This window comes from Persicobacter psychrovividus (assembly GCF_036492425.1).
GTDB lineage: Bacteria > Bacteroidota > Bacteroidia > Cytophagales > Cyclobacteriaceae > Persicobacter > Persicobacter psychrovividus.
Map to the genome: position 1 here is coordinate 2164595 of NZ_AP025292.1, position 14713 is coordinate 2179307.

The 14713-nt window shown below is 46.0% G+C and carries 12 protein-coding genes; 6 read left to right on the forward strand and 6 right to left on the reverse strand.

Translation table 11 applies throughout. The features are described 5' to 3' along the window. Positions 1-27 precede the first annotated feature (27 nt). Positions 28-1353, reverse strand: coding sequence for an OmpP1/FadL family transporter (locus AABK40_RS09215; protein WP_338396849.1), 1326 nt, complete (start codon positions 1351-1353; stop codon positions 28-30). A 432-nt stretch (positions 1354-1785) separates the two neighbouring features. Next, on the reverse strand, positions 1786-2880 hold the full coding sequence (gene menC, locus AABK40_RS09220; protein WP_338396850.1) for an o-succinylbenzoate synthase: 1095 nt from the start codon (positions 2878-2880) through the stop codon (positions 1786-1788). Between the two features lie 454 nt (positions 2881-3334). On the opposite strand from menC, the gene AABK40_RS09225 reads away from it, so the two are divergent. Continuing rightward, positions 3335-3868 carry an inorganic diphosphatase gene (locus AABK40_RS09225; protein WP_338396851.1) on the forward strand — a complete coding sequence of 178 codons (534 nt, stop codon included), beginning with the start codon at positions 3335-3337 and terminating at the stop codon, positions 3866-3868. A 142-nt stretch (positions 3869-4010) separates the two neighbouring features. Here AABK40_RS09225 and AABK40_RS09230 read toward each other — a convergent pair whose 3' ends face one another. From AABK40_RS09230 to dnaB, 3 genes are all read right to left on the reverse strand, one after another. Beyond that, positions 4011-5243 carry a BaiN/RdsA family NAD(P)/FAD-dependent oxidoreductase gene (locus AABK40_RS09230; RefSeq protein ID WP_338396852.1) on the reverse strand — a complete coding sequence of 411 codons (1233 nt, stop codon included), beginning with the start codon at positions 5241-5243 and terminating at the stop codon, positions 4011-4013. 15 nt (positions 5244-5258) lie between these two features. Beyond that, positions 5259-6932 (reverse strand): sodium:solute symporter family protein, encoded by a 1674-nt coding sequence (locus tag AABK40_RS09235; protein ID WP_332918958.1) that lies wholly within the window; start codon positions 6930-6932, stop codon positions 5259-5261. Between the two features lie 276 nt (positions 6933-7208). Beyond that, complete coding sequence (gene dnaB / locus AABK40_RS09240; RefSeq protein WP_332919299.1) at positions 7209-8753, reverse strand: replicative DNA helicase; 1545 nt, start codon at positions 8751-8753, stop codon at positions 7209-7211. Positions 8754-9079: 326 nt separating this feature from the next. Here dnaB and AABK40_RS09245 point away from each other — a divergent pair, with 326 nt between their 5' ends. The 5 genes from AABK40_RS09245 to AABK40_RS09265 all read left to right on the forward strand — a co-directional run bounded on the left by AABK40_RS09245 (position 9080) and on the right by AABK40_RS09265 (position 14029). Then, positions 9080-10450 (forward strand): UDP-N-acetylmuramate--L-alanine ligase, encoded by a 1371-nt coding sequence (locus AABK40_RS09245; RefSeq protein ID WP_338396853.1) that lies wholly within the window; start codon positions 9080-9082, stop codon positions 10448-10450. A gap of 20 nt (positions 10451-10470) precedes the next feature. Next, positions 10471-11283 (forward strand): exonuclease domain-containing protein, encoded by an 813-nt coding sequence (locus AABK40_RS09250; protein WP_332918956.1) that lies wholly within the window; start codon positions 10471-10473, stop codon positions 11281-11283. Between the two features lie 174 nt (positions 11284-11457). Then, entirely contained in the window at positions 11458-12156 is a 699-nt protein-coding gene (locus AABK40_RS09255; RefSeq protein ID WP_338396854.1) for a class I SAM-dependent methyltransferase, read from the forward strand. A 9-nt stretch (positions 12157-12165) separates the two neighbouring features. Then, positions 12166-12492 (forward strand): (2Fe-2S) ferredoxin domain-containing protein, encoded by a 327-nt coding sequence (locus AABK40_RS09260; protein WP_338396855.1) that lies wholly within the window; start codon positions 12166-12168, stop codon positions 12490-12492. Positions 12493-12865: 373 nt separating this feature from the next. Continuing rightward, positions 12866-14029 carry an acyltransferase family protein gene (locus AABK40_RS09265; RefSeq protein ID WP_338396856.1) on the forward strand — a complete coding sequence of 388 codons (1164 nt, stop codon included), beginning with the start codon at positions 12866-12868 and terminating at the stop codon, positions 14027-14029. Between the two features lie 131 nt (positions 14030-14160). Here AABK40_RS09265 and AABK40_RS09270 read toward each other — a convergent pair whose 3' ends face one another. Next, positions 14161-14685, reverse strand: a complete 525-nt coding sequence (locus AABK40_RS09270) for a DUF4924 family protein (RefSeq protein WP_338396857.1) — start codon at positions 14683-14685, stop codon at positions 14161-14163. Positions 14686-14713: the final 28 nt, after the last annotated feature.

A 14713-nucleotide genomic window follows, 5' to 3' on the forward strand; every position in this document is an offset into this window, starting at 1 on the left:
CAGAATTCAGAGATAAAGGGGGGAGAATTAGAATAAATAAGAAACAGTCAAACCGCCTACCAAGCCGCTCAGCTTGTAAGTACCTGGCAATACATTTTGCTCAGGAGTTCCTGTCAAAGAACCGTCGGCCTCAATACCTTTAATAGTACCGGCATTTTTCGCATCGGTGTAAGTCTGGCGACGCTCGCTACCATTAATCCAAATGAAGGAAGCGTCCACAGAAAGGTGCTCGTTTGGCATCCATCCCAAACCGAAAGTCAGGTTGGTACGGTCTTGATCAGGTGTTTCAGGTGTCATGAATCCGTCTTGTACCGGAGTCTGATCGTAGTAAATACCGGCACGCAAAGCGAAAGTAGGAACGATTTTATATTCCGCACCCAGCTTAGCCTGCAGGGAATTTTTATAATCACGTGGAGAAGAAGAAATGAATTCTCCATTGATAGGATCAACAAAGTTGAAAGTCAGCGACTGGTAAGCTCCCCAGCCCACAATGTTACCTTCAAAACCAATGGTTACTTTTTCATCTGGTGTTACCGTTACCCCTACTGAAGTTACAGAAGGCAAAGGCAAGGTAGCATCGAACTGCGTTCCACCCTGAGGGAATGCACCACTGGCATAAACCAAATCAGGAATATTGGCAAAAGTCACATCTCCACCGCTTACTTTCGCATCTACACGCGAACGGTAGCTAAAGGAAAGGTTGACCATTTTCGAGGCCTGAAAATACAAACCAAGGTTGTATCCGATTCCGATATCTGATTTACCGTCCAGCTCAATTTGAGCCTGAGGGCTGACCTGAGGAATACCACGTTGCAAGTTTACAGAACCCGTAGAAACCACCAAACCTGCACCTACCGAGAAGCGGTCAGAAACACGGTAAGAAACGGTAGGCTGAAAGAAAATCGCCTGTAATTTAATGGAAGTTAATAAAGAAGATCCTTTCCAGTTATCATCCCAGTTTACGGATGAACCATAAGGCGTATAAACACCAATACCAAATGCCCAGTTGCTGTACTCGCCATCGCTATTTTTAGGCTGAAAAGCACCATAAACATGGAATGGCGTACCTAAAGGAGAATTTGTTGAAGCGGTGTAATTACTGTTAGGTGTTTCAGAATCCCAGTAATTCACTTTGGAATCAATCAGGTTGAAACCTACAGAAATACCACTGCGTCGCGCCATAGCCAACGCGCCAGGGTTCCAGAATACACTTGAAGGATCAGGCTGAAGGCCTACACCGAGGTTACCCATTGCGGCTTGGCGATTACCTTGCAGCAACACCTGGTATCCTGCTGCCATAGAACTGATACTACCCATTAAAAGTAGCGCGAAAAGTAAAATTCCTTTTCTCATAAGGGAATAATTTATTTTGGTATAGTTAATTGAAAAGTTACTCAGTTTCCGTTTGAGACATTCCGCTTCAAACCTTACAGCGAGCGAAAAAATCTATTTAAAAATAACACTCTACGGAAACCGCATGCAATATTAGGGATAAATTTTACGATAACAATATCGATCAATATAAAAATAACATCATTTTTACATTAGTGTATATTTAATTTATGCATTAATACAGACAGCTGAAAGGGTTTGCTGTTAATTTTATTGCTTTAATTTAATTTTTTACTCACATCAGTAAAGGAAACCGAAAAACACCAAAAGGAAACCCATACAAGCATATTAGTTTTATACCGTAACAATTCAGTCAAAAAAAAACGCCTAAAAAGGCGTTTTTCACTCCAAACATTACATCAAACAGCGTACTATTATAGCACTGCGTTTCTTCTACGGCACCGCAATCTCCCAATCAGTCTCTTGCTTGTAAGTTATTGCGCCATCGTGAATCTGTAATGGCGATGCAAAATTATTGTGGTACAACTGCCCGGTACCTAAACCCTGAGGCATGGTTACCTTCAGGTGTGCGGTAAACTGGGCGATAGCGTTCAGCCCCACATTGGACTCCAAGGCCGAAGTCATCCACCAACCAGCCTTTAGGGTATCCGCATGTTGAATCCATTGCAGGGATGCGGCGATCCCCCCCACCAAGGTCGGTTTCAGAATAATATATTGCGGCTGAATTTCATTCATCATCTCGGTCTGCTCCTGCTGTGTACTCAGGCCAATCAGTTCTTCATCAAGCGCAACGGGCGTTACAGCCTGATGACACAACCGCCCCATTGCTTCCCACTGTCCGGCTTTCAGTGGCTGTTCAATACTATGGACCTCCAGTCGGTTCAAATCCCGAAGGACCTCCCGGGCTTCATCGGGTGCAAAAGCCCCATTGGCATCTACCCTCAAAACAATTTTGTTGGCCGAATACTGCCGCCTCAGCTGGTGGAGCAAATTCATTTCCCGATCGTAATCGATGGCCCCAATTTTCATTTTGATACAGGCAAACCCTGCTTTCAGCTTCTGTTCCATTTGCTGTGCCATGAACTCCTCGGAGCCCATCCATACCAGGCCATTGATCGGAATAGCCTCTTGCCCATGATAAAAAGGCGTATCAAAAATCATTCGCTTTCCGCCATTAAAGTAATCCATCCAGGCCATCTCCATCCCAAACCGCAAAGAAGGAAGGGAATCGGGAATTCGCTCCTGCGCCCATTTGGGTACTTCGGCGAGTGTGGCGGGAAAATCCTGTGCACTGCTCCATTGCTCCAACAGGCTTGTCATTTCCTCCTGAACGGTCGGACGATCATCTACACTCAGTCCTTTCAGTGGCCCTGCCTCCCCCCAGGCCGTGCGCTTACCATCAGTCAGTTGAATAAGGTAAGTGCGCTTCTGTTTGAGCACCCCCCGCGAGGTCCCGGCATCAAACTTGAAATCGAGATCGTAAGGAAAGAGTTTTAGTTCAATTGGAGGCAGATTATGGATATTCATATCGTTAAATTCTTTGGTTCGCAATTGCCGATCAATTTGCAACCATGAACTGAAAATACAAAAGAGTGGGCCTGAATTAGCAGGTATTCTTTTTTCAGTGATCCGGAATGACAAATCAAAAAGTTACTTTCTGCTCATTTGAAAATTTACATCACCTTGTATTACCGTCAGCACAATTTTTAATTAAGCTAAGTTCAGTTGATAAAGATAAGCCATTGTTTAGGTATCTTTCATTTATCGCATACACCCCGCCTCTCTGACGCTTCAAGAAATTAATATGCGTATTATTGATGAATCGCATCGCCAATCGCGTCCATCACAGGAATGATTAAACCTCCAACCTTTTGCAATTGTAAAAATTTAAGGTTAATTTTTAATACAGCGTTATCGAGCTCGGCAGTTTGCTGCTGAAAAGGAACAACAACCCTTCATTTTTTTAACATCGCCATTGAACATGGCGCATCAACTTAACGGAATTATGGACAAAGATTATGTCAAAGTTTTGGTGGAAACCAACAAAGGAAGTCGCAACAGATATGTATGGGAGGAATCAGCGAAGCAAATGCGCTTTAACAGGACACTCTTTCATAATATGCGCTACCCTGCCGAATACGGCTTTATTGAAAATACCATTGACGAGGACAATAAGCCACTCGATGCCTTGGTATTGATTGACGAGCCCACCTTTCCGGGCTGCCTGATCCACGCCCGCCCTATCGGGATTTTCAAAATATTTGAAGAAAATACCGCAGACCACAAAGTTATCTGTGTACCGATTGAAGACCCCCGATGGAACAAAATATATCACCTCGATGAAGTGAACCCCGATTTAATGAAGGAAATAGAATTTTTCTTTGAGGCATACGTCAGGTTTGAATCCCAGAAAGTGGACATTGAAGGCTGGCAGGATTCTTCCATGGCTCAGAAAGTGCTTGAAAAAGCCAGCGAGCGATACCATGCGCAGTTTGCCATTTTTACGGAAGGATAAGCACAAAAAAAGTGATCAGTAAACCGCCATCACGACGCTACTGATCACTTTTAAATGATCTTATTCATCAGCCCCCGATACTGAGCGCATATTTAAGTCGAAGTAAATCAGTAACATGCTCACCGCAAACCTCCTGCGTCCGTCAGCCCTGACACTTGCTGACAATATCACGGGCAGCCACATAGCCGCCGCTCCAGGCATTCTGAAAATTATATCCGCCTGTTACGCCATCCACATCCAGCAACTCCCCGGCAATATACAGATGCTCGAATTTACGGCTTTGCATGGTTTTGAAATCCACCTCACCACATTTCACGCCGCCTGCGGTTACAAATTCCTCCTTAAAAGTGGTTTTCCCCTTGACGGTCAAATCCATCGACACCATACTGTTAATCAACTTATTGGCCATTTTCTTTGGCAGATCTGCCCAGCGCATCTCACCATCCACACCGGCCATCTCCAATAAAGCCGCCCACAAGCGCTGTGTCAATGGTTTTAAAGGGCTGTTGCTGATCTTCTTTTTAGCCTGACTGCTGCGGTTGTCTGCCACCCAATTGCGGATCAAATCTTCATTCCAGCTCGCATCCCATTTCACCAATACCTGAAACTGATAATCCTTTCCTGCCAGTTCCCGTGCCGCATAGGCAGACAACTTCAGCACCGCCGGACCACTGATCCCCCAATGGGTGATCAGCAAAGGACCATCATGCGATAATTTTGTGCCGGCAATTTTAACCTCAGCATTGGGTACTGCCGTTCCGCTTAAACTCACCAGTGGAAAATCAGGAATATTGAAAGTAAACAACGAAGGCAGTGGCGCTTCAATCTCCAGCCCAAGATCCGTCAGCCAAGAATAAGCCGCAGCCTTGGGATGCCCACCTGTGGCCAGCAACAAGTAATCGGCCATAAGTTTTTCACCATTGGCCAGCAAAAGTTCATACTGCGCGCCCACTTTTTCGATGGCCTGCACCGCAGCACCATATTGCACCTTTACACCAAGCCGTTGCGCCTCATTACGCAGGCAGTCAATGATGGTCTGAGAATCATTGGAAGCCGGAAAAACGCGCCCATCCGGCTCGGTTTTCAGGGCAACACCCCTTTGCTCAAACCAGGCCCGCACCTGCTCAGGGCCAAAAGCTTTGAACAGGTTTCGCAATTGCTTCTCTCCCCTCGGGTAATGCTTCACCAAAGCCCCCACCTGATCGGTGGAGGTGGTCACATTACAACGCCCGCCACCGGACACCTTTACTTTTGAAAGCGTTTTATTGCTCTTTTCCAAAATGGTGACCGAAACACCGGCAGGCAAACCATCCATATTGGCTGCAGCAAAATAGCCCGCAGCCCCTCCTCCAACAATCACTATATTTCGACTCATCGACTATTATCTATCTTAAGCAGCGGTTTTCGGCATTCCTTGCTGAACAATGAACCCTACCGACATCACCACTGCGCATCCTATCAAATTAAACCACAAATATCCGATATCACTGAACTTATAACAAGAAATAACCACAGCTTCGGCCACCAGGGCACCAATAAACACGGCGTGCCCCTGCACTTTTTTCAAATAAAAGGCTGTCAGGAAAATGCCCAAAATGGTGCCATAAAACAACGAACCGATAATATTTACCGCCTGAATCAGGTTTTCGAACATACTGGCGTAAGAAGCGAAGAGCAGCGCCACCACTCCCCAGCCAAAAGTAAACCAGCGCGATGCCTTCAGGTAATGGCTATCCGAGCCATCTTTCTTGATATTCCTTTTGTAAATATCCACCAGGGTGGTAGAGCCCAGGGCGTTGAGTTCCGAAGCCGTCGAAGACATTGCTGCGGAGAAAATCGCGGCAAGCAACAGGCCAATAATTCCATGGGGTAAATAGCGCATCACGAAAGTAATGAAGACGTAATCTGTATCGCGGGTTTCGGCCGTAGGTACTGCCGCGGAAATCAGCTGAACCGCCTGCTCCCGCACCTGCTTCTCCTGCTCATTCACCGATTTAATCTGCGGAATATAATCAGGGTTCCTGTCCTGTTTAGCCCAGTCGGTAACCAAGGCTTTTTTCTGCTGATATATTTGTTCATGGGACTGCTCCAATGCCTGAAAAGCCTCCTTCTGATCGGTCAGGTACACCTGTTCCACTACCGACTGATTGAAAAACAACGGTGCCTTTTCAAACTGAAAAAAGACAAATACCATCACCCCAATGAAGAGGATCAGAAACTGCATGGGAATTTTCAGGATACCATTCAGCAACAAGCCCAAACGACTCTCAGTAAGCGATTTCCCAGAAAGGTAACGCTGCACCTGCGACTGATCTGTGCCAAAATAACTCAGAAACAGAAAGAAACCCCCGAGTACCCCCGACCAGATATTGTACCGGTCGTTAAGATCAAACTCCCAGGAAATCATTTCCATTTTATCGAGGTGCCCCGCCAGTGCCACCCCGTCGGAGAAGCTGAATTCCTGCGGCAACATCAACACGATCAATATGCCGGCAAGGACCATCCCGCCCATCATGATGGTCATTTGGTGCTGCTGCGTTTTACTCACCGCTTTTGTTCCACCAGAAACGGTATAGAAAATCACCAGCACGCCAATAATCAGATTGGTCTGAAAAAGGGGCCAATGCAATAAAGTCGACAGGATGATAGAAGGAGCGTAAATCGTGATTCCGGCCGCCAGCCCCCGCTGAAACAAAAAGAGAAAAGCCGCCAGGGAACGTGTTTTTAAATCGAAACGCCCTTCAAGATACTCATATGCGGTGAAGACGTTCAGCTTGTAAAAGATGGGAATTGCGGTAACACAAAGGACCACCATAGCCAGTGGCATCCCGATATAAAATTGCATAAACCGCATACCGTCGGCGTAAGCCTGCCCCGGAGTAGAGAGGAAGGTGATCGCACTCGCCTGCGTGGCCATAATCGAGATCCCGACGGTCCACCACTTCAGCTCCTTATCGCCGAGTAAAAATCCCTGAATATTTTTGGCATTCTTGGTTTTCCAGATGCCATAGGTTACAATAGAAAAAATTGTCCCGATCAATACTACCCAATCCAGCCAATTCATGATACCAATGACGATAAAAGGGTAAACAACAAGACATAAAAGATAAAGATCCCAATAGTGATCAGGTAGAGGTTAGTCCAGGTACCTGCTATGGGTGGTTTAGTATCATCGGGCTGATCCCAAAAATTCATAGGGGTTGTGTTAGGTTTTAAAAAAGGTTGTTGACTGCCAAAGCAGTAAAATTCTGAAAGATCAAATTACGCAAAGCATCAGCAGGGACAAAAAAAACACGCTGAAAAAATGACTTCAGCGTGCTGGTGTTCCTGTTGGAATATCTTAGAACGGTGGATTGGCACCGTTTTCTTCTTCTGGCGGAATATAATCCGGTGTTGGTGGTGTACCCAAAGAGGAAGGATCGTTGGCCTTGGACTGAATGGTCATCACATTATTTTCAGAATCGAAAGTTGCAGTACCATCAGGTATGCGGGTCATGTTCTGAAAACCGCCCATGTCAAGGTCCTCAAATTTGGTATACTTACCGATAAAGCGCAAAGGCACCGTATCCAAAGCGCCATTACGGTGCTTGGCAATAATTACCTCTCCCGTTCCCGAAGTTGGGTTACCGGCCTCATCCTGGGTAATACCATAATACTCCGGACGGTAAAGGAACATCACCATATCGGCATCCTGCTCAATCGCTCCAGATTCACGCAAATCGGAAAGCTGCGGACGTTTATCACCTCCACGGGTTTCCACCGCACGCGACAACTGCGAGAGTGCAATAACTGGCACATTCAGTTCCTTGGCCAAGCCTTTCAGTGCACGGGAAATCGAGGAAATCTCCTGCTCACGGTTTCCGCCACTTGCGGATTTAGCATCACCGGACATCAACTGCAAATAGTCAATGATGATGATCTGAATATCATGCTGTGCCTTCAAACGACGACATTTGGCGCGAAGCTCCAAAATCGACAAGGCAGGGGTATCATCAATAAAGATCGGGGCGTTGGTCAGGCGGTTGGTACGCTCCACAAGCTGCTCCCACTCAAAATCCTGCAACATTCCTTTTTTCAGCTTCTCGGACTCCAGCTCTGCTTCAGCGGAAATCAAACGATTCACCAGCTGAACATTCGACATCTCGAGCGAGAAAATCGCTGCGGGTTTTTCAAAATCCACGGCGGCATTTCGCAGCACGGTCAATACAAAGGCCGTCTTACCCATCGCAGGACGGGCGGCAATAATCACCAAATCGGAAGGCTGCCAACCTGCCGTTACGCGGTCGAGTTGTGTCAGACCAGAAGGGACACCTGTCAGGCCATCTTTCAAGTGCTTTTTCGCTTCAAGCTCGGCAATTGCTTGCCCCATTACAGAACGCATATCGGCGACCGACTTGCGAATATTGGAGTTGGTAACCTCAAAAAGAGAGCGTTCGGTATCGTCAAGCAACTGAAATACATCACGGGTTTCATCATAGGCTTCGGTCTGAATTTTCGAAGCCACCTGAATGAGTTCCCGCTTGATCGACTGCTCGGAAATAATCCGGGCATGAAACTCCACATTGGCGGCATTGGAGGTTTTGGAAGTCAGCTTGGAGATGTATAAAGGGCCTCCCGCTTTTTCCAGATCACCATTTTTTCTCAGGCGGTTGGTCACCGTCATCAAATCTACCGGCTCTGCATCGTTAAACAGATCACGAATCGCCTTATAAACCAGCTTATGCGGTTCTTTATAGAAACTCTCCGGACGCAGGATATCGATCACATTGGTCAATGCATCTTTCTCCAACATCAACGCACCCAAAACCACTTCTTCCAGCTCCGATGCTTGTGGAGGCAATTTCCCTCCGGCCATCGTGCTCGGCACCCGTGTTTTGGTAGGCATTTTACTTTCTGCTGGTCCCCCAGTTACAGGCAAGCGAAATGCTCCGGTTCCTTTTTCTTTATTCTCAGACATATATATTCGTGATAACGGCCTATTTGATTTTCAACTGTGTCTTATAGCACTGACAATAGCCATGCCACCCTAATTTCACAATTAATAAGATCACAAATATAAGGCATCCGATCCGAGAAACAAGCATAAGGCGGGCATCAATTCTTAATTTCCGTACACAAAAGTCGTCCCTGCCCTCAGGAGGAAAGCACTGCAATCCTTGGGGCGGCTTGAATAAATTTCTATTTTTGTTCTCCTATTAAGTATCATTCCCCATGGAAAATAACAACCCACTAAAAATACACCTCATTGCAATGGGAGGGGCCATTATGCACAACCTCGCTATTGCACTAAAAAGGGCTGGGCACCTTGTCACGGGTTCCGATGACGAAATTTTTGACCCCGCACGTACCGCCCTTCAGCAGGAAGGCCTACTCCCTGACACCGAAGGCTGGAATGCCGAACGCATCAGTGAAGACCTCGACGCCATTATTCTGGGGATGCATGCCCGTTCCGATAACCCGGAGCTCCAGAAAGCGGAAGCTTTGGGGCTCAAGATTTATTCCTTTCCGGAGTTTGTCTATGAGCAATCCCAGGACAAAAAGCGGGTGGTGATTGCTGGCAGCCACGGCAAAACGAGCATCACGGCCATGATTATGCACGTGCTGCGTTTCCATCAGCAGGATTTTGACTTTTTGGTGGGTGCCAAAGTTAAAGGTTTTGACCTTTCGGTGAAGCTCTCCGATGCGCCGGTCATTATTATCGAAGGCGATGAATACCTGAATTCTGCCCTTGACCGTGTACCGAAATTCGTAAAATACCACCATCATATTGCACTGATCAGCGGTATTGCCTGGGATCATTTTAACGTGTTCCCAAAACTCGACGAATACATTGGGCTTTTTGAAACCCTTGCCGACCTCAGCCCGAAAGAGGGCGCGCTGATTTACAACTGCCAGGACCCTGAGGTCAACCGCATTGGACAAATGCCCCGTGCAGGCGTGGCACAAATCCCCTACCAGACGCATCCTTACGCTGTAAGGGAAGGGAAATCGTATCTGATGACCGAAGAAGGCGACGTTCCAGTAGCTATTATCGGTGCTCATAATATGGAAAATCTTGCTGGCGCCAAGGGTGTATGTCAGCAATTGGGCATTACTGATGTGCAGTTTTATGAAGCCATGCGCACTTTTGAAACGGCCAACAAACGACTGACCATTCTGAAATCCAGCGACGAACAGATCGTCTATCATGATTTCGCCCATTCGCCAAGTAAGGTAAAAGCCACAGCAAAAGCGGTACAGGAACAGTTCCCTCAGCGCGCCATGCATACCATTCTGGAATTGCATACCTTCAGCTCGCTGAACAAGGATTTCCTGCCTCAGTACGCCGACGCTTTGGCTGGTATTGAAAATCCTGTGGTATTTGTCAATAAATCAGTCCTTGAACACAAGGGACTCCCTCCTATTTCAGAAAAAGACATCAAAAATGCCTTTGCTAAGGAGGACATTTGTTATCTTCAAGACCCCAAAGACCTTCAGGATAAAATCGAATCCTGGAGCCCCGAGGGTAACTTACTGATCATGACCTCAGGAAACCTTGGAGGCATCAACCTACAATCGATCGCTGACCGTTGGGTCAAGTAAACATTTTAAAGCAGCTTATCATGAATTTAAAACTAAATAAACCCCTTGTATTTTTCGACCTTGAAACCACAGGGGTAAATGTCACTGGCGATCGTATCGTTGAATATGCCTTCATCAAGCAAAACCCTGATGGCAGCATCGACAAGCGCGTAAGCAAAGTCAATCCTGGTATTCCTATTCCTGTAGAAACCTCCATGATTCATGGCATTTACGATCAGGACGTCAAGGAAGCACCAACATTCAAGGACGTCGCCAGAGATTTGGCGCAATTCATGGAAGGTTGCGATTTGGGAGGCTTCAACATTGTTCGTTTTGATGTTCCCTTGTTGCTGGAAGAATTTAATCGCGTAGGCGTTGATTTTGACATCACCAAACGCAATTTGGTAGATGCCCAAAAACTTTTCCACCTGATGGAAAAACGCAACCTGACCGCTGCCTACAAGTTCTATTGTGGCAAAGATTTACAGGACGCCCACTCTGCGGAAGCCGACACCATCGCTACTTTGGAGGTTTTCAAGGCACAAATTCAAAAATACGAAGGGCAGGAAGCTTTCGACATGAAAGGCAATTCGATTGGTACCATTGAAAACGACATGAAGGTGATCAATGAAATTGGCGCCAACAATCAGGTAGATTTGGCTGGACGAATGGTGTACAGCGACGAAGGCGTGCCTTTGATTAACTTCGGAAAGCACAAAGGCAAACCCGTTGCACAGGTGTTGCGCAACGAACCAGCCTATTACGACTGGGTAATGCGTGGCGACTTCCCTCAGGATACCAAAAGACGCCTGACGCAGATCAAACTTGGCTTGCTGAAAAAAGGCAATCTATAAACCAATATGACTCTACTGCACCAAAAAATGCAGGCGAGTAACTTTAGGCTCAAAAACGGCTTCCTTGAAAAATGGAGCCGTTTTTTTATGTCCGCCTATTTTTGAAATTTTTCAGCAATTTCTTTCAAAGCTCCATAAATCCGCTTTTATTGAAGGCAAATAACACGCAGTATTATGATCAAGGATGTATTAGGAATAGGCCTGAAGGAATATATGGCGGGAAATGAAGAGGCCATGTTCTTTATTCACAACCAATTTGGCGAAGCGGACGAAATGCCGATCGCATCGTTTTTTGAACCTGAGGACGAGCTCACCGACCTGGAGTTTGTTGCACTCGAAACCTGCCGAGGCAGGGTACTTGATGTCGGTGCAGGGGCGGGGCGTTTTGCCCTCGGTTTGCAGAAGCGCAATCTCGAGGTGGTCGCTATTGATACCTCCGAAGGAGCTGTGGAAGTCATGAAACAACGTGGGGTAAAAGATGCCCGAGTAGCAGATATTTTTAATTTTAAGGAACAAAAATTCGATACGATTCTTTTAATGATGAATGGTATTGGATTGGCGGAAACCATTGAGCAAATTTCCCTGCTGCTTGAAAAATTAAAGGGGATGCTTGATGACAGCGGAGAAATAATTTTCGATTCTTCGGATGTTGAGTACCTATATGACGATCAGGTAAAGCCTAAAGACCGTTATTATGGTGAAATCGATTTTCGTTTTCAATATCAGAGTTTAAAAAGCGAATGGTTCAAATGGGTCTATGTAGATTTTGATACCATGAGTGAGATTGCCGACAAGTCGGGATTTTTCTGCGATTTGTTGATGCAAGATGAAAATGAACAATACCTGGCAAGCCTGACCCTGAAGCCAGATTAATTTTACCCTATGAAAACACTCAAACCGAAAGGAGACGCCTTGTTCTTTTGCATGGGATCCCATTGTAAAGGCAAAAACGAAAAATTATTTGATTGGGCCAAGGAGAAAAAATCCTTCAAGCCTTTCCATATTCTTCAAATGAAATGCTCTGGCCACTGTGATGACAAGCCTGTCGTTTTTGATTCCAACAGTCAGCAATGGCTCGGAAAAATGAAAAAAGAAGACCTCAAGGCGATGGTCGAAACTCCTGAAGAAAAAGCGCCTTCAGAGAAAAAGAAGGACAAAAGTAAGGACAAGAGCAAAGAGAAAAAAAGTAAAGGCAAGGACAAGGCCTAAAGGCTTCCTCCTTCTGGTTCGCCCACCGTTCATCAAGTCAGTGATTAATAAATACATCCGTATCGCCTTTCACTGAGCATTGATCGGTACATAAAGAGGCGCACAATAATCATTAGCGACGATTACTCAATAGCTGTTTTCAATTTTATTCCTGCTACCGCATGGAGGATCATCTGAAAGGCGGGTTGGGTGACCGTCGTTTTTTTTACCCAACCGCTGAAAAAAACGCCTCCACTTTAATGCCCCGAAAACTGATGGCCAATGTTTGAATCATTCCGCCTAAAAATTTGACTCATTTTTTTTACCTTGCCCATAGCATTATAATGCCCACACACCCTTGTGTGCTTACTTTTATTACCAACCACATTTTTTTATGCGAACAGCAACCCAAATCGTACCTGAAACGCCACAGGACACCGTGGCACCAAAGCCCCATAACAAACGGCTGACTTCCCTTGACATCTTTCGGGGGATCACCATGATGATGATGGTGCTTGTTAATAATCCTGGAGACTGGAACAACATCTACTACCCTTTTGCGCATGCCCAATGGCACGGTTGCAGCATGACCGACCTGATCTTCCCCTTCTTTATTTTCATGATGGGGGTATCGATGACTTTCAGTCTTAAAAAAGCCAAGGAGCAGCCAGAATTGCGCCCTCAGGCTTATAAAAAAGCGGGCATCCGCGCCATGAAGCTCATCGGTATTGGGTTACTTTTGAACCTTTTGCCCTTTTTTGATTTTGCCCACTGGCGCTTCATGGGTGTTTTGCAGCGCATCGGTATTTTGTTCATCATCAGTGTGCCCCTGTTTTTTTCCCTCGACTGGAAGGGGCTCCTGCGACTGTCATCCATTATTCTGATTGGATATTACCTGTTGCTCACCCGACTGCCCATCCCTGGCATTGGTATGCCTGACCTGAATGCCTTTGATCAGAATATCGGTGCTTATGTAGATTTCAAACTGATGGGTGCACACCTTTGGGAGCACGCCAAAACGTGGGACCCCGAAGGACTGATCAGCACCATTCCCGCCATCGTTACCGCCCTGAGTGGTATTTTGGCAGGACTCTGGATCGGCCATAAGAAAAGCACCCCTTACGCCTGTGTTACTGGCCTGATGGTGGCGGGTTTTATCCAGCTGATTGCTGGCGAATGGTTCGGCCTTGGTTTTCCCATCAATAAATCGCTATGGACGAGTTCGTTTGTTATCCTGACCAGTGGCTATGCCTGGCTGACCCTTGGGGCGCTTTACTGGTTATTGGATATTTACCGTTTTGAACACCGTGGCCTGACCTTCTTCAAAATTTTTGGTGTCAATGCCATCAGTGCATTTATTTTCTCCAATCTGCTGGTCAAATGCTTTGAAGCCTTCCCCGTGAATGGTCACAACCTGCTGAGCCTGCTTTACCAGTCGGCCTATATCTCATGGATGCCTGCCAAAACAGCCTCCCTCGCCTATGCGGTAACCCTCGTGTTGCTCAACGCCATCCCGATGTATTACCTGTACCGAAAAAACATTATTTTTAAGGTTTAATAGTGGTATCGCCTTCAGGCCTGAAATACAATATCAAATAAAAAAAAAGGCTGGTGATCAGTTCACGGAAAATTTAAACATTCCCATTACTGTTCACCAGCCTTTCCTGAAGACGCTTTCTTCCCATTTTCCTATAATTTCAGTGCTTTGAAGTTATAAGACAGGTACGCCAGCAAATCACCGAACGCCTCCACATGCTTTTTGTCTTCTTCAGCAACAGGCTTGCCCGTCATTTTGCATAGCAGGTAGCCATAAACCCCATTAATACACACCTGAATCGGGTTGGTTACTTTCCCTTCAGCCTTTTGCAAATACAGCTGAATGGATGGGCGAACGGCATTGAACAACTGCTGATATTCTTTATCCTCGGTCAGCAATTTAAAGTGCAATTCAAGCACCTTGTCCACAATTTCCTGATTGGCTTTCAGATGCCCTTCCTGCTCCACACCTTCCGCTTTCATCTCGGCAATCAATTGTCTGAAATAAGTACGCTTCTCCTCCTTCTCCTCCTCAGAGATCGGAAAGTGCTTCACCACATACTCCTCAATTTCAGCCATATCAAACTGATAGGCACGCACCAAATCTTCCATCTGATATTGGAAGATGATATATTCTGAAATATTATTTTCTCGTCTTTGCTTCGCGAAATTTTCCATATACTTTGTTCTTTGCCCAAAAGTAAGG

Excerpts from the sequence above, each read along its gene's own strand:
- dnaB (WP_332919299.1), bottom strand. The coding sequence starts at position 8,753 with ATGCCTACCAAAACACGGGTGCCGAGCACGATGGCCGGAGGGAAATTG.
- AABK40_RS09255 (WP_338396854.1), top strand. The coding sequence starts at position 11,458 with ATGATCAAGGATGTATTAGGAATAGGCCTGAAGGAATATATGGCGGGA.
- AABK40_RS09230 (WP_338396852.1), bottom strand. The coding sequence starts at position 5,243 with ATGAGTCGAAATATAGTGATTGTTGGAGGAGGGGCTGCGGGCTATTTT.
- AABK40_RS09245 (WP_338396853.1), top strand. The coding sequence starts at position 9,080 with ATGGAAAATAACAACCCACTAAAAATACACCTCATTGCAATGGGAGGG.
- AABK40_RS09265 (WP_338396856.1), top strand. The coding sequence starts at position 12,866 with ATGCGAACAGCAACCCAAATCGTACCTGAAACGCCACAGGACACCGTG.
- menC (WP_338396850.1), bottom strand. The coding sequence starts at position 2,880 with ATGAATATCCATAATCTGCCTCCAATTGAACTAAAACTCTTTCCTTAC.
- AABK40_RS09215 (WP_338396849.1), bottom strand. The coding sequence starts at position 1,353 with ATGAGAAAAGGAATTTTACTTTTCGCGCTACTTTTAATGGGTAGTATC.
- AABK40_RS09235 (WP_332918958.1), bottom strand. The coding sequence starts at position 6,932 with ATGAATTGGCTGGATTGGGTAGTATTGATCGGGACAATTTTTTCTATT.
- AABK40_RS09225 (WP_338396851.1), top strand. The coding sequence starts at position 3,335 with ATGGCGCATCAACTTAACGGAATTATGGACAAAGATTATGTCAAAGTT.
- AABK40_RS09260 (WP_338396855.1), top strand. The coding sequence starts at position 12,166 with ATGAAAACACTCAAACCGAAAGGAGACGCCTTGTTCTTTTGCATGGGA.
- AABK40_RS09250 (WP_332918956.1), top strand. The coding sequence starts at position 10,471 with ATGAATTTAAAACTAAATAAACCCCTTGTATTTTTCGACCTTGAAACC.
- AABK40_RS09270 (WP_338396857.1), bottom strand. The coding sequence starts at position 14,685 with ATGGAAAATTTCGCGAAGCAAAGACGAGAAAATAATATTTCAGAATAT.